The following is a 22,212-nucleotide window of genomic DNA, read 5'->3' as shown; positions in this document are numbered from 1 at the left end:
CTGCCCGATTCGCAGATCGATTCAGTACCGGGGATGTGCCATTCCCTTGATTGGGCGGGTACTACGCCACGGCAGTAGTAGTGTTCGCTTGGAGGTCTACCAACTATTTTCGCATTCGGGTCAAAAGTTGAGTCTGGATCTGCCTTCCCCCACCAAGGCTGGAAGCAACTCAAGTAATATAGCTCTACGCGGGTGTGTTCGGACATTGGAATTAGAGAGGGAGTGGGGGGAATTAGAGAGGGAGTGGGGGCTTCGCCCCCACTCCCTCTCACTCCAGAACCTGGTTGACTGACAAATTGCAGGCAACGAATTGGTAAGACTGGACAGTAAATTCTCGTTTAGGTTGCCGTTGAGCTTGCTTTTTGGATGCAATTGCGGGAGCAGGATCGCGTCTCCCCCTGCAACTCAATAGAGGGAAACAATGCCCAGTCTTTGTGTAAGCAACCCCTGAGCCAATTCCAGCCAATGCGAACATAGCTGTTGCCCCGCTTCCAATGCACATCGACCCACCGCCGTTTCCCGGACATGACGACATGCTGCCCCTGCACACTTAACAGCAGCATGGTCACAGCAAGCACCAGACAGAGACGGGAAAGAGCAGGAACAGAGCGAATCTCAGAACGTTCCAGGTAAAATCTATTCGATTTTTCATCAAGCAGTTCCTCTTCGATTTGAAACTGTTCGCTGTATGCTCAAAACGTTTGCAGTGAGACAGGTTCATCACTGACCAGCAGCCAGAGTTGAGGCGAAACAGGGTCACGCCCCAGTGCCAAGTATAAGTGGGGAAGGGGGCGTGTTTTCGTCAAAGTGACCCCTTGCAGCAAAACGCGCCCTCCTGCCGCCAGATGATATAGCGGTAGTCATTATGGTTAGGAGGGGGTGCAGGGGTGGAACCCCTGGCTGGGGGCGAAGCCCCAACTCCCTCTCTAATTCCAATGTCCGAACGCACCTGCGTAGAGCTATATTTAGCTGAAATGGTTCATTTGGAGACAATTCTGGGTTCATTTGCAGCAGGTCTGGTTTTAGCCGAAACCGAAAAACGAGAGGAATTGCAACAACAGGTGGCTCCTGTTGCTGATACCATCATGCCTGTTTTCTTTGTAGTTGTGGGTGCCCGCATGGATATTAGCGTCTTGAATCCGTTGGTGCCAGAGAACTGGGAAGGGTTAATCATGGCATCGTTTTCGATGGTGGTGGCCATTGCCGGCAAGGTGGTGACAGGGCTGGGTATGTTTGGTCAACCGGAAATTAATCGACTGGTGATCCGGGTTGGGATGGTTCCTAGAAGTGAGGTGGGTCTGGTATTTGCGGCGATTGGGGCTTCCACTGGAGTCCTGAGTGATGCGTTGAATGCGGCCATTATTGTGATGGTGATTTTGACCACGTTCTTAGCTCCACCCCTTCTACGCTGGGCCTTTTCTATCGGGGAAGGGGCCGGTGCAGATGCTTCTGTTGCCAGTTTGAATGGCAGTAGTTTAGAGTCTGTGGTTGTCGAGCCAGAGATCTTGCAACCGGAACTGGCCGAGTCGGAGTAGGGAGCCAGGTTTTAGAGGTCATGCGTAAGGTTTAGGTAAGCTCGTTCCCACTGCTTCAACTAGGGGTAGGAAAGTAGAAACTAACTCAGGCTTGCTAACCACCAGGGTAGGGTAAGCTCGGTGACTGTAGTTCTGACCAGGGTTGAGGGGGAAGATGGGGTTGGGTTCGAGGGGAGTCCAGATGGCACCAGCGGCCTGGACGATCGCCCACACTGCTGAAATATCCCAAATCTTGGGTGTGGCTTCAACGCCACCTAAAGACCAGCCAGCAGCGACGGTTAGTAAGTTGTAGGTTGCTACACCCAGCATTCGGATCTTGGCCGGAAAAGGATTTTTCAGAACAAAGGTGCTACGGGCGCAGAGGTTGAAGAAATGGTTGGGAGAAACGTCATCAGGACTGGTATGAATCGGACGATGGTTGAGAAAAGCTCCCGTCGGTCCTTCCAATCCAGAGTTGCCGTACCAGTAGCCATAAAAGGATTGATTTAAGGGTGGCAGATGGACATAGCCGAAGACTGGAGTGCCTCGATAGAGCAATCCCAGGGAAATGCCCCACAGGGGTAAGCCTCTGGCAAAGTTAGTGGTGCCATCCAGGGGATCAATAATCCAACACCATTTGGTATCGGGGAAGATATGCTCGACTTCTTCACTAAGAGCCCCATGGTTGGGGAAGGTTTGGGCGATCGCCCGCCTCAATTCTTCATCAGACCATTTATCTGCCTGGGTCACTAAACTTCCATCCGCCTTTTCCGCGGCCTGCACCTGCCCAAAATCATTCAGCAACCGCTCTCCTACCCGATGGGTGGTAGTTTCGGTAAAATCAAGTATTTGAGTCCAGAAGTCCATTTGAGGGGGATAAACGCTAGGTGGGTGTCAGATACCGAGGGGGCCAGGCCCATTGTTTAGTTATTGGCTGTTATAGCGTTCACAAATAGTTTGTCAACAAGGGGGGTTGGGGGCTTCGCACCCATGTAGGGGTGAAACCCTTTCACCCCATTTAATTTTTAAGAAAGATCGCAATAGTTGTTAGAGAGGTGTAGGAGGAAAACCCCAAATTCAGAAATCAAATCTTTTCTAGCCCCTAATCTCTCATCCCTTATACCCTGGTTGTCCTGAATCAGTTAGGGGCTGCTTCATCTGTAAAAAGTGGAGATGGATGACAAGGCTTTCCATACCGGCAGTTTCCATACATAGTTAATCCCGATCGACATAGTTAATCCCGATCGCTCCCAATTACAGCAACGATCGCTTCCTTCGCATTCATCTGGAACTCCTGCACACTCACCCGTCTCAACAAGCTAATCGCCACAATCATAAAGAGGGCTTGCAGGGCAAACACAAAACCGTAGGCCAGCACCACGTTCGTTGCCATCTTTCTGCCGATGTCGAGGGTTGCACCGCCAATGACCGTTGCCAGACCACGGGCAAGGGCTTGAGCCAGCCCCCAGGCTCCAATGAAGGTACCAGCCGTTTCGGCAGCCGTCAAGTCAAGCATGAGGGTTACAGAACCCGTAGTGGTAATGCCAGAGGCCAACCCAAATATCAGCAGTACCAGTTGCAAGAACCTAGGATTACCAGAGAAACCAGCCAGAACTACCAGAACCAGGGATAGCACGACACTCTGACAGCCGATTTGGGCGGTTAGGCGTTTGCCAAAGCGGGGAGCCAACCAGAAACCCGCACCGAGAATGCCAATCAGGGTACCTATGCCCCAAAAGGCGTTCAGAGTAGCAGTTGCCCCGGCGGGCATTTTGAAAATTTCACCCCCATAAGGTTCCAGTATCGCGTCTTGCAGGAACAGCCCCATCGTCATCACGATCAGGAAGGAGAAGAAAAAACGGGTCTGGCGGTTAGCGGTCAGGATGCGCCAAGCCCGGTTGAGGGTAATTTCCTGGGTGGGATCGGCAATATGAGATCGCAACGAATAGCGCGAATACTTCTTTTCAATGCCCCAGGTGGCTGCCAACGCCAACCCCACTACCACCAGCGGCACCACCACAAACAACCGATTAATGCTGCTTTGTAACTGAGCCAGGGAGGGATCGGTTCCTAGCTGTCTCAGCATCACGCCAATGGTGATGCCCCCAACAATGGTGCCAGCGATGAGCATTGACCAATCAACCCCAACAATTTTGGAGCGATCTTCCTCATCCGTAACATCCACCAGCAGGGTTGCAAATGGGGTAGAACAGGCACCGACAGCAATGCCATACAATCCAAACAGTACCGCTAATACTACTGTCCAGGCATAGGTCATTCCACTCCAGCCAAAAGCTTCCAGACTGGTTCCTACCTGCCACATTGCCTGCACCGCGACAAACGCAATTACGGCAAAGCTCACGGCTCCTAACAGCACATAACCTGTGCGGTGCAAACCGAACAGGGGTCTGGTATCTGAAAGTTGCCCAAACCAGATGCGAGCGGGTGCCACAAACAGAGTGATGGCCAGAACCACACTGGCGATCGTGGCTGGAACGCCCAGTTCCTTAATCAACACCCGGTTTAACAACCCAAACAGCAAGACGGACATCATGCCCAGTCCAAGCTGAAGCAGACCAAGCCGCAACATAGTAAAAAGGTTGACTCGCGGCATCGATGCTACAGATGCGGTGGGGGAGTCTGAAAAATTGCTGGATTCCATAATAGTGTGGGAGTTTTTCTAAATCTGAGTTACCAGAGTTGTTTCAGTAGGTGCATTCCTGCATCTACCAGAATAAGGCTCCATGCCTCAAATCACGGCGTTAGACTTAGATATATTAAAAATCGTAAAGGAAACCCTTTTCAATTTGTAACAGGAGAGTTGGATGGTGGATGCGATCGCGCTAAGACCTGATGGACCTAAAGTAAAACCCCTTGGTATTGGTGCCTGGTCGTGGGGAGATAAGCTGTTCTGGGCTTATGGCAAAGATTACGACGAAAAGCAGGTGCAGGAAGCTTTCTACGCTGCTTTAGAGGCCGGAATTGACTTCTTTGATACGGCTGAAGTTTACGGTTTCGGTGAGTCAGAGCGCTTGATTGGGAAGTTTATGCAGGCGGAGCCACGCTTTCGTGATCGCCCCGTCCATATTGCAACCAAATACTTTCCATTTCCCTGGCGGTTCAATGCCCAGGCCGTAGTCGATGCCCTCACGGCCAGCTTAAAGCGGCTCCAGGTCGATAAGGTTGCCCTCTATCAGGTTCACGCGCCCCTTGATTTCTTAATGGGACAGCGCACCTTAATGAACGCCCTGGCAGACGAAGTAGAAAAGGGCAGAATTGAGGCGATCGGCATCAGCAACTATTCGGCTGAAAAAATGCGGCAGGCCCATAAATTTCTGACTGCCAGAGGAATTCCCCTCGCCGTCAACCAGGTTCGCTATTCTTTGCTATCCCGTCAAATTGAAACGAATGGCATTCTAGAAACCGCCCGTGAATTGGGGGTAACCATTCTGGCCTACAGTCCGCTGGCACAGGGCTTATTGACCGGTAAGTATGTTGGAGATGCCAGACGATCTCTTCGAGGGGGGCGCCGCATCGATCCCCGCTTCAGCCCCGAAGGCCTAGAAAAAATCGCCCCTGTTATCCATACCCTTCAAAAAATTGGCGAAAATCATCAGCGCACCCCTGCCCAGGTTGCTCTTAACTGGCTCATCGCCCAGGGCGGAGTTATCCCCATTCCTGGAGCTAAGAATGCCGAACAGGCCAAACAAAATGCTGGCGCTTTAGGATGGAGCCTGGCCCCGGATGAAATTGAGGAGATTAATCAGGTCAGTCGCCCCTGGCGATAGGGAAGCCGGGTGAAAGGAGTAAGTAGCTAGGCGCAATTAAATGAAGGAAAATTTCGAGGGTGGAGGGGGTGCCCCCCCTGCCTGGGGGCGTAGCCCCCTACTCTCCCCTCTACTAATTAAGGATGACTATCTACTTAGAGGAGTGGATAAGTTTTGAGTTTTAAGTTTTGTTTTTCTACCTTCCCATTTTCCATTCTCCGTTCTCCTTTCTTTTCTCTTTCTTCTTTCAAGAAAGATCGCTGTAACAACTTCTAGCATGTTAAGCAGTGCTAAATGGTACGATGCCTCAGGGGGATGGAATGGGAATTCTATCTCAGCAAATGAGCTTTGAGAAAATAGATGAGACGACAGTGTAGTCTCTTTAGAGAAAGGGGCTTCCTGGTTAATCGTTCCCCTAACTGAGATTGCCAACACACTAGACTAACCCTTTACCTTCCTCCAACCATCGAACTGATAGGAGTATGAGCACTGTTCTGATTGTTGACGATAGCCACACTGTACGAGAGATGCTCTCAGAACAGCTGAAAAGGGGTGGCTTCAACGTCATTGAAGCAGTCGATGGCGAAGAGGCGATGGAAAAAATTAAGTTCCACTCTCCCGATCTGGTAATCACCGACATTGTAATGCCCCGCAAGAACGGTTACGAGCTGACCCGCTGGATCAAAAATGACCCGAAAACCCGGCATACTCCCGTTGTGATGTGTACCAGCAAGAGCGAAGAGTTTGATGTGTACTGGGGCATGAAACAAGGAGCCGATGCTTACATTACCAAGCCTTACCATCCTCCGGACCTACTGGATGCAGTAAAGAAGCTCCTGAATCAGACAAAAGATTAATCCTAATGAACCGCACTATCGTATGGTTTCGGCGAGATTTGCGCATTGCGGATCATGCTCCCCTGCACCGGGCGGCGCTACGGGGGGAAGTGATTCCCGTATTTGTGTTGGATCGGGCGCTTTTGCATCATCCTGAAACGGCAGTGGCACGGGTCGCGTTTATGCTGGACTGTTTGCGATCGCTCGATCAGGATTTGCGCGATCGCGGCGGACGGTTGATTCTGCGTCATGGCGACCCGGTTGAAGTATTACCCCAATTAATCCATGAAACTGGAGCAGAAGGCATTTATGCCCATATCGACTTTGAGCGCATTTACGGTCGGGTACGGGATGCCCGTCTAAACCGGGAACTTTCCCGCCTGAGCCTCAAAATTCGCTGGTTTGAGCCATCTGGCACCACACCTGACCTGATTCCCTACCCCCACTACCGGGATCTGTGGTACGCAGAAATGAAGGCTGAAATGGTGCCAACGCCCAGTCGAGTGGTAGTGCCATCGGATGTGTTCAGCGAACCTCTCCCCACCTTGCAAGACTTAGGATTGGTTCCTGACCACAAGCCCATTCCACCAGGAGGTACGCAAGCCGCCCGTGATTTGCTGGCAGAGTTTCTGGCTGAGAAGAGCGATCGCTACTACTGGCAACTCTCCTACCCGGCAGCCACTGCAACCACTGGCCTCAGCCCCTACATTAAATTTGGCGTCATCTCTGCCCGTGAATGTTTCCAGGCGGCGCAAAAACTGGAGTCCTCTCCAGACCTGCGCGTGCAACGGAGCTGTAAGCAACTCATCTCTCGCATTCGCTGGGGCAATGGCTTTGCACAGCGGTTTCGCTACATGCCTCAGTTAGAGTTGCGATCGCTTTACCAGGTGTTTGATGAGAACGGTTGGTTTTTCGATGAGACCCTTTACCAGGCATGGCAGGAAGGCCAGACCGGGTTTCCAATTGTGGATGCCGCTGCCCGCTGCCTCAAAGCAACCGGCGGCTGGAAAGAACTCAATTTCCGTAGTCGCGCCCTCTATGCCAGCTTTCTCAGTAACCTGTTGGGTATGGACTGGCGCTTTGGAGCACTCCACTTCATGCGGCACCTGATTGATGGCGACTGCCCGATTGACCATTACCAGTGGGCTATGCAATGCGGCGTTACCCACTGCGTCGACAAAACCTGGACTCGCATCTACAATCCTCAACAAGTCGCCGTAGACCGCTGCGATCCCGATGGAACGTTTATCAAACGTTGGGTACCCGAACTGGAGCATCTACCCGTCAGTTGCCTGGGTACCCCGCCCTCCGTTCAAGGTTATCCCGCTCCCATCCTGGACTATAAACAGGCACGCCAGCGCCGGGTTGAGCAATTGGAACGTCAGCGCAAGGTCTTTCTGAATCAGGAAAATGTGGTGCCCTTTCTGGCCCGCTTCCCCGCAGATATCATGCCTTTTGGTGCCGATCGCTTCCCCAGCGAAGTCCGTTGGGCGGCAGTTCCCCAGCCCGAACTCTTCCCTCCTCCCCTCAACCTGGAATCGCTGGATCTGGAACAGGCAAAAGCTCTGCGCACCTGGTTTGTTGCCCATGTCGAGATCGTTCCCCGTAAGTTGCCTCGAAGGAAACCAAAGGTGGCCGAAGATGAACAATTGAGTTTGCTGTAAAAAGAAGGAGTCTATAGCGATCCGATTTAGATTGTGAAAGAACTTTTCCGTCAGACTTTCACGACCCTTTTTTGTTCACGATCAATTTATAGCGATAGCCACCAGGCTGAGGATAGGAAAGAAAAAAAGGACGGGAACTCATGGAACTCATTCGCGCCCACGCTTTTATCTCTGGCATTGTTCAGGGAGTTGGCTATCGGTTTACGACCCAGAATGTTGCGCTCCAGCTTGGGGTGAGGGGTTGGGTGCGAAATTTACCCGATGGACGAGTGGAAGCAGTTTTTGAGGGACCCAGAGAATCGGTTAAGGAAATGATTCGCTGGTGTCATCAGGGGCCGCGTGGGGCAATCGTGGATGAGGTTGGCGTGGAATATGAAGCACCGGAAGGTCTGAAGCGCTTCGAAATCCGGCGGTAACAAAGGCGCAGTTCGTGAACTTTCTGAGGACTGTAACGAAATTGTCAGAATTTCAGTGTTTTTGCCTATTAATCTTTCTTGGGCGATGGGCAACATCTTGGCAAACACCCAGGGATAGGACACTCTACCTGGTTGGTTCCACCATCCAGATGGCATTTGCAACGGTTCGCCTTAGAACTCATGGTTACTCAATCCAATTGTTGCAGTTGCTAGGTGGCACCGTTGCACACGCTTCAGACGGTTAGGAAGGAAGCATGGATAGTTCGCGCTACGAAATCTCTACCACCCGACTCGAATCCTTTATCTGGATTTCTAAAGAGGTCAATGTTGATGTCGAGGCAGTTTCCCGTCATTCTTTTTTCAGAATGCGGTTCACTCCATTACTCCCCCTTCGTCGATGGTTGAATGGCATTAGAATTCACAACGCCAGGACAGCCAGGATGATTTGCCGAGTGATCCCGGATCGTTGCCCGTTTGAACGTACAGTGACGGCCTTCGGACGCCCAATTTTCAGGATTCCTCCTCTCTGCAAGCTGAATCCCTTATATGAGGAACTTGTCGATCTGCGTTTCCGGGCTCTGTGCTACCTGGCCGATGAATGTGGTGAAGATGTGAGTGTTTACTTTTCCTGCCCCAAATGGTAAATCACTGCTGGAGTTAACTCCTCAACGCTTTTGAGAACGATGACTGCCCCGGCTTTGTGGAGATTCGCCGCATAGGTTTCGCGCTGCTCCTCCTTTGCCTGGACATGGGGCGGCAAAACTCCGACTCCAATCCAGCGGCGATCGCCCTGAATCTGTCGAGCATTTTCAACCACATACATATCGGCAACCGTATCACCCACATAGATTACCGGAACGAGAGAATCCACACCGTTCAGTAACGCCACGGCTTTAAAAAGTCCTGTAGGATCCGGTTTACCGGGGGCATCTTCCATGGCAACCAGTACGGGAGACTGTAGCCCAATCCGCTTTTCCAAAATATAACGGGCTGAGCCGGTCGTTGCCCCACTAAAGAAACCCCAGCGAATCCCCGCTTTCGTCAGAGATTCCAGGTAAGTTGCCTGAATTAGAAGCGGTTCCTGGCAGATATAACCTGTCCAGTGGGTGGGGTCAGGTCCTCGATAACGAGACTGAAAAAAAGCCACCAGCTCTTCGTAATTCAGATTCACCTCTTCTCGGCCTAACACCGTTGATGGGGCGATCGCTTTCCCATTACTCACCAATTTCCCTTCAAAGTATCGATACACCAGTTCCTGGGATGCTTCCCAATCGTTGTTCCAGATGCCTTCTGATTTCAATGCATCAATATCTGCCTGGGAAGGACGATAGGCCCCAGCCGTAAAATGCTCAACAGTGTCCGCCAGCGCTCGACGGTAAGAGCCACTGACATCTCGGATAACCCCATCAATATCAAACACAACAAACATGATTTTCTCAAAGACCACTGGGAACTCTAAAGCAAGTTCTAATTGGGTTAAGTTAAGTAGTCATTCTTAATTGGTAAAGGGGGGGAATGGGGACTGCGCTCCTAGGCAGAGGGTTTCACCCCCTCCAACCCCCAAAATTATCTTTAATTTAATTTGATTGCACCTAGCTAATTACTGACTCCATACACAATGAAGTTCAGGACTCATAATTTTTGTTGAAAGCATACCTTCTTAAGGATACGTGGTTATTCCCACTACCCTACGTTAAAATAATAGATTGGTAAAGTTATCAAAAATCTGGGAACGTGCTGGAGGTAGGGTTGTCAAAATTTATTTTGAAGGTTCTCTGGTTAGAAGAGAACGTCGCACTTGCAGTAGACCAGGTGGTGGGAAAGGGGACAAGCCCCCTGACGTCCTACTTCTTTTGGCCTCGAAATGATGCCTGGGAACAACTCAAAAATGAATTGGAATCCAAGCATTGGATTTCCGAGGTGGATCGGGTTGAATTGCTGAATAAGGCTACTGAGGTGATTAACTACTGGCAGGAGGAAGGAAAGCGGCGCCCGATGGCTGAGGCGCAGGCAAAATTCCCGGAGGTCACTTTTACAGGAAGTGCCTAGTAGGCTATCAAGACTGTTTTGAGGGTTGAAAACCCTCAAAACACCCTGAAAATGGATTTTATAGATTTGAGCTACTAGATTTGAGCTACCCCACAAATCTATCCTGACGGACTAATTAGGTAGCCATCCTTAATTGGAAGGGGAGAATGGAGGCTGCGCCCCCAGGCAGGGGTGAAACCCCTGCACCCCCAACAAACCTTTCGTTTTGCTGCACTAGACGAGACAACACATTCTGCAACGTCCGTAGTAATAACTTCAGTCGAATAGGCTAAAGCCTAAGCTACCAACATTGTGAAACTTTTAGTAAACCCTTTTCATCCGCGACGTTAGACGCTGTTATGGCGACTGCCTTGGGAAAAAGGGAACAGCCAAAAGCTAACACCTAATTACAATTAATTACTTTTACCTATCAACCCGCTCTAACTTAGAGTGGTAAAGTTAAAGCGGGTTTTGTGTTGAACCTGCATTTGTCTATCATCCTCTTTCAAGAAATCAGGAAGAGGCGGTAGAGTAGCTGAAAATGGCGCAGGTGAAATTTCTTACCCAGAACTACCTGGGACTTATACCCAAAGATATTTGAGTCTTGAGCCATCATTTGATACGGTTTATTACAGTACGTTGCCGTATCTTTACATTTCTTGTGTTCAAAAACGTCTTTATAGGTAAGTAGGTAGCTTCATGACGATGACCATTACCCCCGATCAGGTAGAACGGATTGTTTGGAATCAGCACCATGATCCGTTTGAAGTGCTGGGCCCCCATCAAATTGAGAAGGATGGCAAGACAGCCTGGGTAGTGAGAGCTTACCAACCAACGGCAGATGCGGTTTGGGTTGTCTGCCCAGACCTGCGGATGGAGTACTTGATGCAGACTGTTCATCATCCTCACTTTTTTGAATGCACGGTTGAGATCCCCGAACTGGCAAATTATCAGCTACGCATCAAGGAAGGGGAGCATGAGCGGGTGATTTATGATCCCTACGCGTTTCGCTCTCCTTACCTGACCGATTTTGATATCCATCTGTTTGCAGAAGGGAATCACCACCGCATTTATGAGAAGCTGGGGGCCCACGTCACGGAGATGAATGGGGTTAAGGGCGTTTATTTTGCTGTATGGGCTCCTAACGCTCGGAATGTCTCGGTGATTGGAGATTTCAATCATTGGGATGGGCGCAAGTACCAGATGCGCAAGATTGGAAATGGGATCTGGGATCTGTTTGTGCCTGAATTGGGTGTAGGCGATCACTACAAGTACGAGATTAAGAACCCCGAAGGGCACATCTACGAAAAATCTGATCCCTATGGGTTTCAACAGGAACCCCGTCCCAAAACAGCCTCCATTGTCACCGACCTGGATACTTACACTTGGCACGATGACGATTGGATGGAAAAACGCCGTCATACCGACCCTCTGACCCAGCCAATCTCGGTTTATGAAGTCCACCTGGGCTCCTGGCTGCACGCCTCCTCTGCAGAACCTCACAAGTTACCAGATGGGACTGAAGAGCCCGTTGTCATTGTGTCAGAATTGAAGCCCGGTGCCCGTTTTCTTACTTATCGAGAACTGGCAGAAAAACTGATTCCCTATGTAAAAGATTTAGGGTTTACTCACATCGAGTTACTGCCGATCGCCGAGCATCCCTTCGATGGTTCCTGGGGTTATCAGGTAATTGGCCACTATGCCTGCACCTCACGCTATGGTAGCCCTCAAGATTTCATGTACTTTGTTGACCAGTGCCACCAAAATGGCATCGGGGTCATTGTGGACTGGGTACCGGGACATTTCCCAAAAGATGGGCACGGGTTAGCCTTTTTTGATGGCACCCACCTTTACGAACATGCCGATCCTCGCAAAGGTGAACACAAAGAGTGGGGTACCCTGGTCTTCAACTACTCCCGCAATGAGGTCCGCAATTACCTGGTTGCCAACGCTCTCTTCTGGTTTGACAAGTATCACATTGACGGTATTCGGGTAGATGCTGTGGCATCCATGCTCTATCTCGACTACTGCCGGAAGGAGGGCGAGTGGTTACCGAATCAATATGGTGGTAGAGAGAATATTGAGGCTGCAGAATTTTTGCGGCAGATGAACCATGTCATCTTCAGCTATTTTCCAGGGATTTTGTCGATCGCCGAAGAATCAACGTCATGGCCGATGGTTTCCTGGCCTACATATGTGGGTGGTCTGGGCTTTAACCTAAAGTGGAACATGGGTTGGATGCATGACATACTCGACTACTTCCATATGGACCCCTGGTTCCGCCAGTTCCACCAGAATAATGTTACCTTCAGTATTTGGTATAACCACAGCGAAAATTTTATGCTGGCGCTCTCCCATGATGAAGTGGTCCATGGCAAGAGTGCCATGATTGGCAAGATGCCAGGTGATGAGTGGCAGAAGTTTGCGAACCTGCGTTGCCTCTACGCCTACATGTACACCCACCCTGGTAAGAAAACTTTATTCATGAGCATGGAGTTTGGGCAATGGAGCGAGTGGAATGTTTGGGGTGACCTAGAGTGGCACTTGTTACAATATGAACCCCATCAAAAGCTTAAGAACTTTCTGGCAGCCCTGAATCGGCTTTATCGGAGTGAACCTGCACTTTACACGCAGGATTTTGGGCAAGAAGGATTTGAATGGATTGATTGTAGTGACAACCGTCACAGCGTGGTTTCTTTTATTCGCAGGGCAAAGGATTCAAACGAGTTTATTGTGGTTGTCTGCAACTTTACCCCCCAACCCCATTCCCATTACCGGGTCGGTGTACCTGAAAGAGGTTTTTATACCGAATTGCTGAACAGTGATTCCCGCGAATACTGGGGCAGCAACATGGGCAATCTGGGAGGTAAGTGGACAGATGACTGGGCTTACCATAATCGTCCTTACTCTCTAGATCTTTGCCTACCTCCATTAGGAACGTTGATCTTGAAGCTAGATCGCCAAAAGACAGCCGCAGCAGAAAAGGGCATAACTGCTCAATAACAGGTTCTACCGCTACTATCGGGTCTGGGTCGCTCCTCCCCTTTGCGAATAGCTCCAAGGAGGGTAGATATCATGACACAACGTTTGCTTCCACCGCCGCTTTTGCTTGAAAGTGTGAGCCTGCCGAGCTGACCATTGACGTTCCCGTTTTCTTTAAATTGAATTCTGCGGATACCACCGGCAAGTTGTAAGGTGGTTTCCGAGTCTATTTGGATATTGGGGTCGAGATCTTTCCAGTGGGCAGTGGCAGCATTGACACTGGCAGGATGGATTGACCACTGGACAATACCGTTGAATTCTCGAAAGCTTGCCTGATAGGGAACATTTAATCGCTGGGCCGTACCCTGAGCATCTCGAATAGCCTGATAAACCACATCCTGAGCATGGCTGAGGGTTAGTCTTCTTAACAAAGCATTCCAACCGGGAGCCATAATCGACATTAGGATGCCAAAAACAACCAGGATGGTGGTCAATTCCAGGAGGGTGAATCCTGCTGTAGTGGGTTTGGATGGAAATGGCTTGAGGGGGTAGGGGGTCGTAGAGGTAGAAGAAGCTTGGAAGCTGAGGCTACGCCTATCGTTCGTTCTAATCCTGGTGATGATTCTGATAAAGGCGGTTCTGCATTCAACATAAGTTTTCATCATCAGCACCCTAAATAAAATGAAGCGGGTAGTAGATCGCATTTAAGGGTACCCGGAGAATTGTTGTCCTTAATCGCAATCACTAAACCTTCATAAATGGCGGCTGATTAATGGAATGAAGCCACAATGAAGAGGGTTGCTCAGGCCATTTTTGGGAGAGGAGAGTTCATAGGGGCATTCAAGGGTATGAGCTGGTTGACTGGGTTTGTCAATTTTTTTGTGACAATCCTGGAAAGGGGGGCGAGGGAATCAGGGTTTCAAGCCCACAGGTAGTTCGGGAACCCGTACAACTGAAAAAGTTGCAATCATGACCGGGCTATGGCTAAATTAGCACTCAGAGGTCGAGAGTGCTAACTCGATCCAGACTGTTCACCTAACCTGCTAGTTTGGAGAATTATTTATGGCAGCCGTAACTCTGAGTGTTTCTACTGTTAAACCTCTGGGTGATCGTGTGTTTGTTAAGGTGAGTGCTTCTGAGGAGAAGACTGCTGGTGGAATCCTGTTACCTGATACGGCAAAAGAGAAGCCTCAGGTTGGCGAAGTAGTTGCTGTGGGTCCTGGTAAGCGTGATGAGAAGGGAAACCGCCAGGAAATGGAAGTCAAACTTGGCGATAAGGTTCTCTACTCAAAGTACGCAGGCACTGACATCAAACTCGGCACTGAGGAGTATGTTCTGTTGTCTGAAAAGGACATTCTGGCAGTCGTCTCATAGAAGTTCTGAGTTTTAAGCTCTGAGTTTTGAGCTATCTAAAACGATTGATAACTCGAAACTTAGGACTTGCTCCCACGATTTGCGTTTTTTCACTCAAAACTCTTAACTCAACACTCAAGACTACTGGAGAACTATGGCTAAGCGCATCATTTACAACGAAAATGCTCGTCGCGCCTTAGAGCGTGGTATGGATATTCTGACTGAGGCTGTCGCCGTTACCCTTGGTCCTAAGGGGCGCAATGTCGTTTTGGAGAAAAAGTTTGGTGCTCCCCAGATCATCAACGATGGGGTGACGATTGCCAAAGAAATTGAGTTGGAAGATCACGTTGAGAACACGGGTGTATCCCTTATTCGGCAGGCAGCCTCTAAAACCAACGATGCCGCAGGGGATGGTACCACGACAGCAACCGTTTTGGCTCACGCAATGGTGAAGGAAGGTCTCCGGAACGTTGCAGCCGGGGCAAATGCGATCGCGCTCAAGCGCGGTATCGACAAAGCCACCAATTTCCTAGTAGACAAAATTGCTGAACACGCTCGCCCGGTTGAAGATTCCAAGGCGATCGCGCAGGTGGGTGCCATCTCTGCTGGTAACGATGACGAAGTGGGTCAAATGATTGCCAACGCGATGGATAAGGTTGGCAAGGAGGGCGTCATCTCCCTAGAAGAAGGCAAGTCAATGACAACCGAACTGGAAATCACTGAAGGGATGCGCTTCGACAAGGGTTATATCTCTCCTTACTTCGCTACCGACACCGAGCGCATGGAAGCAGTGCTGGATGAGCCTTTCCTGCTGATCACCGACAAAAAGATTACTCTGGTGCAAGACTTGGTGCCTGTGCTGGAGCAAGTGGCTCGTGCGGGTCGCCCACTGCTTATTATTGCTGAAGACATTGAGAAGGAAGCTCTGGCTACCCTGGTGGTCAACCGTTTGCGCGGTGTGCTGAACGTAGCGGCTGTGAAAGCTCCTGGCTTTGGCGATCGCCGTAAGGCCATGCTGGAAGACATTGCCGTCCTGACAGGTGGTCAGGTGATTACCGAAGATGCCGGTCTGAAGCTGGACAATGCCAAACTCGACATGATGGGTAAGGCTCGCCGGGTCACCATTACCAAAGACAGCACCACCATTGTGGCAGAAGGCAACGAAGCCGCTGTTAAAGCTCGTTGCGAGCAAATCCGCCGTCAGATGGAAGAAACTGATTCTTCCTACGACAAAGAGAAGCTGCAAGAGCGTCTGGCCAAACTGGCGGGTGGTGTTGCTGTAATCAAAGTCGGTGCAGCAACCGAAACTGAAATGAAGGACCGCAAGCTGCGCCTGGAAGATGCCATCAACGCAACCAAGGCTGCGGTTGAAGAGGGTATCGTTCCCGGTGGTGGTACGACTCTGGCTCACCTGGCTCCTGACCTGGAGTCCTGGGCAAGCAGCCATCTGAATGGCGAAGAGTTGATTGGTGCAACCATTGTTGCCCGTGCTTTGTCGGCTCCGCTGAAGCGGATTGCTGAAAATGCCGGTCAGAATGGCGCGGTGATCGCTGAGCGCGTTAAGGAGAAGTCCTTCAACGTTGGTTACAATGCGGCAACGAATGAGTTTGTTGACATGTTCGAGGCCGGTATTGTTGACCCTGCTAAGGTGACTCGTTCCGCTCTGCAAAACGCCGCTTCTATTGCCGGTATGGTGTTAACCACCGAGTGCATCGTGGTTGACAAGCCTGAGCCGAAGGATAATGCTCCTGCTGGTGCTGGTGCTGGCATGGGCGGTGACTTTGATTACTAATTAAGAGGTTAGAGATTAGGGGCCAGGAACCAGGTTCTACTGTCTCTGCTCAAAACCTGAAGGAATAGGAGCGATCGCTTCTCTCACGGAGCGATCGCTCCTTGTATTTTGAGCAAAATCCACTGAGATCTAAAATCCACTGAGATCTATAGCGATCCCGTACCTATAGCCACCAGGCTTAGGACAGGGTGCAGGGGGTCTACCCCTAGCTGCCCCCACCTCACCCTTGAGAAGCTGTTTGTAAATAGATGTAAAGAGAATGGTTCCCAGGAGATGGAATGAGCAATACCTAAATCATCTAGCTAGAACGGGAATGGACAGAGGATCAACGGATTCTCTTCTTGATGGAATAGCGATACCTAAATCATCTCGCTAGCACTCCTTGAGAATATGAGCCAACCCTTTTACGACAGTGACCTGAGCGACCAGGACTGGGAACGCATCGAACCGCTGTTACTCGGGAAAAAGCCTCTGGGTAAGAACCGGGAAGTGACCTCGCGAGAAGTGTTAAATGCGATTTTCTACCGGGCAGATAACGGCATCAAATGGCGCAGTTTACCGTGTGATTTTCGCTTGGCAGACGGTCTACGGGTACTTCCGATTGTGGGTCAAATAGGCATTTGGGAGCAAATCAATCACGCCTTGGTGCAGGATGTGCGGCTGAGTGAGGGGCGCGATGCGGACCCCAGTTTAGCCATCATCGCCAGTTTAGCCATCATCGATAGTCAGTCCATCAAACTCGGTCAAAAAGGGGGAACGAACAGGGGGGCGATGGGCATAAACAAGTGAAAGGACGCAAACGTCATATTGTCGTGGATGTATTGGGACTCGTGTTGGGGTGTTATGGGCGTGCAGCGAATGTCGCCGATGTTAAAGCCGCACCAGCGGTACTGACTTGGGTGTTAGAGTTGTATGAGCAGATGGCCAAAGTGCTGGCAGACAAAGGGTATCAGGAAGCCTTGAAAGCCCTCATCAGCAATACCTTTGACACGGAGGAACGCAGCGTTGAGGTAGAAATTAGTCAGCATCCAGAGGGGGCTAAGGGGTTTCAGCTAGAACCCAAGCGTTGGATTGTAGAACGGACTTGGACCTGGTTGGACAATGCACGAGCACTGGCACGAGACTATGAAACCTTACCTGAAAATCACGAAGGCATGATTTATGTCGTCATGATTCGGTTAATGCTCCGGCAATTAACCAACAATCGCCGAACGAGAAACCCAAGACCTGCTTAACTATTATTTACAAACAGTTTCTTAATTATGACTACTGCAGTGCCACAGCTTAATTTTAGGGTTTCCACCTTTTGAAAAGTACGTCAGATAAGGTTTTCAGAGATGGCTAACCCTAATTTTTAGTCTTAACGCTGCACTACCTACTTATTTGGATTGTGAGAAAGGATTCCCCGCAGCAATCCTTTCTCACAAAACCTCTCAATCTCACGACTGATTTAGGACTGCTATATTACCTGCTATAGCCTGAACAAAAGCACTCTTTCAGTAACAGAAGCTATGCAAGCCAAAGAGCATTTTTAATTTCCCAAAGAATACCTGGCATTAGAGGAAGCGGCTGAATTCAGAAGCGAATATTACAACGGTCAAATTTTTTTCCAATGGCAGGGGCTACACCAAATCACAATCGCATTACAGTTAATATTGGCTCTGCTCTGAATGTTGCTCTCGCGGAGCAAGATTATGATGTGTTCATTAGCGATATGCGTCTCTGGATTCCTCAGGTTGGACTACCTTCCTGATGTAATGTTAGTAGCCAGAGAACTGGCATTTGCAGAAGATTGCAAAGATACAATTACAAACCTACTATTAACTATTAAAACCCACTAAAAACCCACTATTAATTGTCTATTAGTTGTGGAAGTTTTATCGGAACCTACTTAAAACCATGACCGGAGTGATAAGTTTGAATTTTACCGGACGCTTTCGAGCTTTCAAGAATATGTTTTAGTTGATCAATACAAAATTCATGTTGAGCATTATGCCAAAACTTCTAACAACCAGTGGCTGTTGTCTGAATATGGAGATATGAATACTGAATTTGATTTAGTTTCTGTATCTTTTAGAGTTAGAGTTTCATTATCAAATTGCTACAGAAAGGTTAGTTCTTAAGCGATCGCTTCTTTCGTGGGAGATCGCCCACACAAAGGAATATAGCGGTAGTCATTATGGTTAGGACGGGGGGCAGGGGTGGAACCCCTGGCTGAGGGCGAAGCCCCCATTCCTTTCTAATTCCAATGTTCTAATGCACCCGCGTAGAGCTATATAATGGCATCCATTAAAGAGCGCGATTGTCCCTGCTGAACAGCTTCGGTGATTGCAACCGCTTTTGCCATACCTGATAAAGCGGTTTTAAACTGTTTACTGACGGGCAGGAGAAAGGCGCGGTTGATTGGAGGGGAGTGGCGGGTTTACAATTCCCTCATCAATGGGTTCCACCTCCTCCGCTAAAAGGAACTCGCGAATAACGCGTGCGATCGCCCGTTGAGCTAATCCACCAGCAATTTGCTGACCCATCTGGTGCACAGTGGGGTTAAACAGTAGACGGGGAATGATGGGCAGAATTTTCGCTGGATCAAAGCCACGGGTTTCCTGCAAAATGTCCCAGATCCGCTTAATGTGGTCTAGAGTCTTCTGATTGTCTGACGAAACTGGGGACTGATGAATCGAAAGCCCCAATTGTTCGCCAATCGTATGACTGAATCTGTTGAAAGTATTCGTAGCTAAGGTATCTATGCCTTTGACAACCTCATTGACAATGTTTTGCCGGATCAACTCACCCCGCTCAGAAAAGAGATAGTCCAGTGTTTGGTCAACTACCTGCCCTAAATCATAGTCGCTGCTGTTGCGAGCGTTACGGAGCAAGTTTTCCAAACGATTCCAGCGGAAACTGCCATCCTTGAACAGAAGATCCCGTAACGATGCCCGCAATTCGGGAGCTGGATCGGTGAGCAAGCGTTTTGCTACATAGGGATAGGCTTTGCTCAAAACTTTGAAATTGGGATCGACATTAATGGCAATGCCTTCCAGGGTGACAAGCGATCGAATAATCAACGCATAGTAAGCAGGCACCTGGAAGGGATACTCATACATCAATGCTGAAAGCTGATCTGTAATCGTTTTGATATTGATTTCAGCAACACTGGCTCCCAGAGCATTGTTAAATACCGTGGCAAAAGCAGGAATGATCGGCGTCAGGTCAGTGTCAGGACTGAGGAATTCCAACTTAATGTAATCTCTTGCCAAACCTTCAAAGTCTCGATTTACCAGATGAACAATCGCCTCAATTAATCCATAACGCTGAGGCGGCTTCACCTCACTCATCATGCCAAAGTCCAGGTACGCCAGCTTGCCGTCGGGTGTTGCCAGCAAGTTACCAGGGTGGGGGTCTGCATGGAAAAAGCCATTTTCTAGAAGCTGACGCAGAGAGCACTGAACGCCGACCTCAATTAAGTAACTGGCATCCACCCCTTGAGCTCGAATCGCCTCTGGCTGAGTCAGCTTAGTGCCCGTAATCCATTCCATCGTCAGCACTCGCCGCCCGGTGTATTCCCAGTAAATCCGAGGGATATAGACATCGGGGATGTTGCCGTAAAGCTGGGCAAACCGCTCTGCATTGCGCCCTTCCTGGGTGTAGTCCATCTCCTCAAAGATGCGGGCAGCGAACTCGTCCATAATGCCAACCAGGTCACTCCGCACCCACTTCACGTTCTTCTTCACCAGGTAGGCCAGAGTCCGAAGAATGTACATATCCAGAGCAATTCCCTGAGCCAGCCCGGGCCGTTGAACTTTGACCGCAACAACTTCCCCCGTTTTCAGTTTGCCTTTGTAAACCTGCCCCAGAGAAGCGGCTGCGATGGGTTCGGGGGTTAGCTCAGCATAGATATCTTCGGGTGGACTGCCCAACTCCTCCTCAATGAAGCGGTAGGCCACGGCATTGTCAAAGGGCGGCAACTGGTCTTGTAGCTTTGCAAGCTCTTCCATATAAACCGCCTGCACCAGATCGGGACGGGTAGAGAGTGCCTGTCCCACTTTGATGAAGGCCGGTCCCAACCAGGTCAAAATTTCACGCAGACGGGCTGCCTGCTGCCGCTGTTTGCGCTCATTGATGCCCGTGCGCTGGTTCCACCACCAGGTCAGGCCATAGGTCAAAAAGGGAAAAATGATTTGCATGATCCGCCCCAGAACTGCAAAGGGGCGCTTTCGGTAGTAAGCAGCGATCGCCTCCGGGTTGTACCGCAGACCTGTAACTTCCTCATGCCTAGAGGAACTCTGGGCAGACCTCCAGTGTTTTTTAAACACCGGAGAAAGCTCCCCTTCAATGGCTAACGTAGGAGTAACTGGCCCATCCCCAATTTCATGGTAGGACTGCTCAACGGAACCAACGGCGATTCTTTCGGTAGGCGAAATCGATTCAAGAGTAGCAGTCTTTGAATTCATGGATTTATGGCCAGGTAAGAATAGGTCTTGTAAAGTATTGTAACAATATCCGCCCGAAAGGGACTCCTACGAATGGCAGAAATCTTTATAGAGTGGGGAAGTGGGAGAAAGAATTATTACCTATCCACCCTCCCACTCCATCGCCCCCACCCTATCACTCCATCCATCCCTATTATCAGGGCTTCATCAACTCAATTGCTTGCGAAATTGATGGACGCTGATGCCCATGAGGATGGCCGCAAACGCTAACAGTGCCAGGGCATGGGTCCACAACACTTCCAGCCCGACACCTTTGAGCAAAATGCCGCGGATAATGGCAATGTAATGACGCAGGGGATTGAACAGTGCCAGAACTTGGAAAAACATTGGCATGGTTTCGATGGGGGCGATCGCGCCTGAAGTTTGAATCAGCGGCAAATTAATGAAAAAGGTAGTGAGGACGACCTGCTGCTGAGACCTGGAAATGGTAGCCAACATAATACCGACGCTGATTCCGACAAACAGATAGAGCCCCGAAAGTACCATAAACAGGAGAAAACTTCCTCGAAACGGCACCTCAAATACAGCTCGCCCAATCGTCAGTGCCAGCAGCACATCTCCCATCATCAACCCAAACAGCGGCACAATTTTTGCCAGTAGAATTTCCCAGGGCTCTGCGGGGGTCATTAGCAGTTGTTCCAGGGTGCCCGTGTCCTTCTCCTTGACAAGGGTAACGGATGAAACCAGTGTCCCAATCAGGGTAATCACTAATCCCATGACACCGGGTACAAAAAACCAGCTACTGGTTAGCCCTGGATTGTAGAGAAAAGTGACTTGAGGGCTTACAGGAGGTGAAACCGGCCCGGCTGCCAGACGAAAGTTATGTTGCCGAATAATTTGAGCCACGTAACCACTTGCAATTCCAGCCGTATTTGCATCGACTCCATCGATAAACACCTGCACTTCTGCAGTTTTTCCACTCGCAAGGTTTCGTTGAAAGGTGGGTGGAATGACCAAACCTGCCGTCAGTTGCCCTTCCTCAACCATGCGTCCCAACTCTTCTTCACTCGCCGGATACGCCTCTGCAATGAAAATCCGGTTCTCTGTCAGGGCAGAAACCAACTCTCGACTTGCAGACCCATTGGCGTAATCCACCACACCCAATTTCAAATAATGCACATCAGGGTTTAAAGCAAAACCATAGATGAGCAACTGTATCGTCGGTGGAATTGTTAATAGAATTAACAGTTCTTTTGTGTGAAAAATTTGATTCAATTCTTTGCGCGCCAACGCCCAGAAACGACTGTCAAAAAAATGTTTGAGGAAGGGGAACATAGAGGGTTTGAGTTGGGAGGAGGGATTAAGATTTGAGTTTTGGTTATGAGTTTTGGTTATGAGCTGGGAAAAATATAGGGTTTTTCAGTTGAGTT

At 49.7% G+C, this 22,212-nt stretch carries 19 protein-coding genes and 2 pseudogenes; 14 read left to right on the top strand and 7 right to left on the bottom strand.

Features of this window, described 5'->3' with window-relative positions; translation table 11 throughout:
* Positions 1 to 338: 338 nt before the first annotated feature.
* Complete coding sequence (locus tag P4D80_RS23890; RefSeq protein WP_421656547.1) at positions 339 to 578, bottom strand: hypothetical protein; 240 nt, start codon at positions 576 to 578, stop codon at positions 339 to 341.
* 384 nt (positions 579 to 962) lie between these two features.
* Here P4D80_RS23890 and P4D80_RS23885 point away from each other — a divergent pair.
* Positions 963 to 1,535 (top strand): annotated as a pseudogene (locus P4D80_RS23885) (cation:proton antiporter); the annotation flags it as partial.
* A gap of 18 nt (positions 1,536 to 1,553) precedes the next feature.
* Here P4D80_RS23885 and P4D80_RS23880 read toward each other — a convergent pair.
* Both P4D80_RS23880 and P4D80_RS23875 read right to left on the bottom strand, forming a co-directional pair.
* Entirely contained in the window at positions 1,554 to 2,381 is an 828-nt protein-coding gene (locus P4D80_RS23880; protein WP_421656546.1) for an inositol monophosphatase family protein, read from the bottom strand.
* A 367-nt stretch (positions 2,382 to 2,748) separates the two neighbouring features.
* Complete coding sequence (locus P4D80_RS23875; protein WP_421656545.1) at positions 2,749 to 4,104, bottom strand: BCD family MFS transporter; 1,356 nt, start codon at positions 4,102 to 4,104, stop codon at positions 2,749 to 2,751.
* A 235-nt stretch (positions 4,105 to 4,339) separates the two neighbouring features.
* Here P4D80_RS23875 and P4D80_RS23870 point away from each other — a divergent pair, with 235 nt between their 5' ends.
* The 5 genes from P4D80_RS23870 to P4D80_RS23850 all read left to right on the top strand — a co-directional run bounded on the left by P4D80_RS23870 (position 4,340) and on the right by P4D80_RS23850 (position 8,841).
* Positions 4,340 to 5,302, top strand: a complete 963-nt coding sequence (locus P4D80_RS23870) for an aldo/keto reductase (protein ID WP_421656544.1) — start codon at positions 4,340 to 4,342, stop codon at positions 5,300 to 5,302.
* A gap of 461 nt (positions 5,303 to 5,763) precedes the next feature.
* Positions 5,764 to 6,138 (top strand): response regulator, encoded by a 375-nt coding sequence (locus P4D80_RS23865; RefSeq protein WP_421656543.1) that lies wholly within the window; start codon positions 5,764 to 5,766, stop codon positions 6,136 to 6,138.
* 5 nt (positions 6,139 to 6,143) lie between these two features.
* Positions 6,144 to 7,781 (top strand): FAD-binding domain-containing protein, encoded by a 1,638-nt coding sequence (locus P4D80_RS23860; protein ID WP_421656542.1) that lies wholly within the window; start codon positions 6,144 to 6,146, stop codon positions 7,779 to 7,781.
* Positions 7,782 to 7,921: 140 nt separating this feature from the next.
* Entirely contained in the window at positions 7,922 to 8,197 is a 276-nt protein-coding gene (locus P4D80_RS23855; protein ID WP_421656541.1) for an acylphosphatase, read from the top strand.
* A 254-nt stretch (positions 8,198 to 8,451) separates the two neighbouring features.
* On the top strand, positions 8,452 to 8,841 hold the full coding sequence (locus P4D80_RS23850; RefSeq protein ID WP_421656540.1) for a Mo-dependent nitrogenase C-terminal domain-containing protein: 390 nt from the start codon (positions 8,452 to 8,454) through the stop codon (positions 8,839 to 8,841).
* On the opposite strand, the gene P4D80_RS23845 is transcribed toward P4D80_RS23850, so the two are convergent.
* Positions 8,817 to 9,626 carry a TIGR01548 family HAD-type hydrolase gene (locus P4D80_RS23845; protein WP_421656539.1) on the bottom strand — a complete coding sequence of 270 codons (810 nt, stop codon included), beginning with the start codon at positions 9,624 to 9,626 and terminating at the stop codon, positions 8,817 to 8,819. The two genes, P4D80_RS23850 and P4D80_RS23845, sit on opposite strands and share 25 nt — an antisense overlap.
* Before the next feature lie 308 nt (positions 9,627 to 9,934).
* On the opposite strand from P4D80_RS23845, the gene P4D80_RS23840 reads away from it, so the two are divergent.
* Positions 9,935 to 10,246, top strand: a complete 312-nt coding sequence (locus tag P4D80_RS23840; RefSeq protein WP_421659595.1) for a 30S ribosomal protein PSRP-3 — start codon at positions 9,935 to 9,937, stop codon at positions 10,244 to 10,246.
* 678 nt (positions 10,247 to 10,924) lie between these two features.
* The gene (gene glgB, locus P4D80_RS23835) at positions 10,925 to 13,228 is read left to right on the top strand and encodes a 1,4-alpha-glucan branching enzyme (protein WP_421656538.1); all 2,304 of its coding nucleotides are present in this window, start codon (positions 10,925 to 10,927) and stop codon (positions 13,226 to 13,228) included.
* Here glgB and P4D80_RS23830 read toward each other — a convergent pair.
* Positions 13,222 to 13,872 (bottom strand): pilus assembly FimT family protein, encoded by a 651-nt coding sequence (locus P4D80_RS23830; RefSeq protein WP_421656537.1) that lies wholly within the window; start codon positions 13,870 to 13,872, stop codon positions 13,222 to 13,224. The genes glgB and P4D80_RS23830 overlap by 7 nt on opposite strands.
* Before the next feature lie 397 nt (positions 13,873 to 14,269).
* On the opposite strand from P4D80_RS23830, the gene groES reads away from it, so the two are divergent.
* From groES to P4D80_RS23800, 6 genes and pseudogenes are all read left to right on the top strand, one after another.
* On the top strand, positions 14,270 to 14,581 hold the full coding sequence (gene groES, locus P4D80_RS23825) for a co-chaperone GroES (RefSeq protein WP_421656536.1): 312 nt from the start codon (positions 14,270 to 14,272) through the stop codon (positions 14,579 to 14,581).
* Between the two features lie 133 nt (positions 14,582 to 14,714).
* Positions 14,715 to 16,352, top strand: coding sequence for a chaperonin GroEL (gene groL, locus P4D80_RS23820; RefSeq protein ID WP_421656535.1), 1,638 nt, complete (start codon positions 14,715 to 14,717; stop codon positions 16,350 to 16,352).
* Between the two features lie 390 nt (positions 16,353 to 16,742).
* Positions 16,743 to 17,141 (top strand): transposase, encoded by a 399-nt coding sequence (locus P4D80_RS23815; protein ID WP_421656517.1) that lies wholly within the window; start codon positions 16,743 to 16,745, stop codon positions 17,139 to 17,141.
* Positions 17,138 to 17,587: a transposase gene (locus P4D80_RS23810; protein WP_421656518.1), complete on the top strand. Its 450-nt coding sequence runs from the start codon at positions 17,138 to 17,140 to the stop codon at positions 17,585 to 17,587. Before P4D80_RS23815 ends, P4D80_RS23810 begins: the two co-directional genes overlap by 4 nt.
* A gap of 377 nt (positions 17,588 to 17,964) precedes the next feature.
* On the top strand, positions 17,965 to 18,105 hold the full coding sequence (locus P4D80_RS23805; RefSeq protein ID WP_421656534.1) for a hypothetical protein: 141 nt from the start codon (positions 17,965 to 17,967) through the stop codon (positions 18,103 to 18,105).
* Positions 18,106 to 18,265: 160 nt separating this feature from the next.
* Positions 18,266 to 18,475 (top strand): annotated as a pseudogene (locus P4D80_RS23800) (Uma2 family endonuclease); the annotation flags it as partial.
* A gap of 249 nt (positions 18,476 to 18,724) precedes the next feature.
* Here P4D80_RS23800 and P4D80_RS23795 read toward each other — a convergent pair.
* Positions 18,725 to 20,803: an ABC1 kinase family protein gene (locus P4D80_RS23795; protein WP_421656533.1), complete on the bottom strand. Its 2,079-nt coding sequence runs from the start codon at positions 20,801 to 20,803 to the stop codon at positions 18,725 to 18,727.
* A 186-nt stretch (positions 20,804 to 20,989) separates the two neighbouring features.
* Entirely contained in the window at positions 20,990 to 22,117 is a 1,128-nt protein-coding gene (locus P4D80_RS23790) for an ABC transporter permease (RefSeq protein ID WP_421656532.1), read from the bottom strand.
* Positions 22,118 to 22,212 lie beyond the last annotated feature (95 nt).

The sequence above is a fragment of the Leptothermofonsia sp. ETS-13 genome (assembly GCF_049200465.1).
In the GTDB taxonomy this organism is placed as follows: Bacteria; Cyanobacteriota; Cyanobacteriia; order Leptolyngbyales; family Leptolyngbyaceae; genus Leptothermofonsia.
This window is presented reverse-complemented; position numbering and strand designations above follow the sequence as displayed.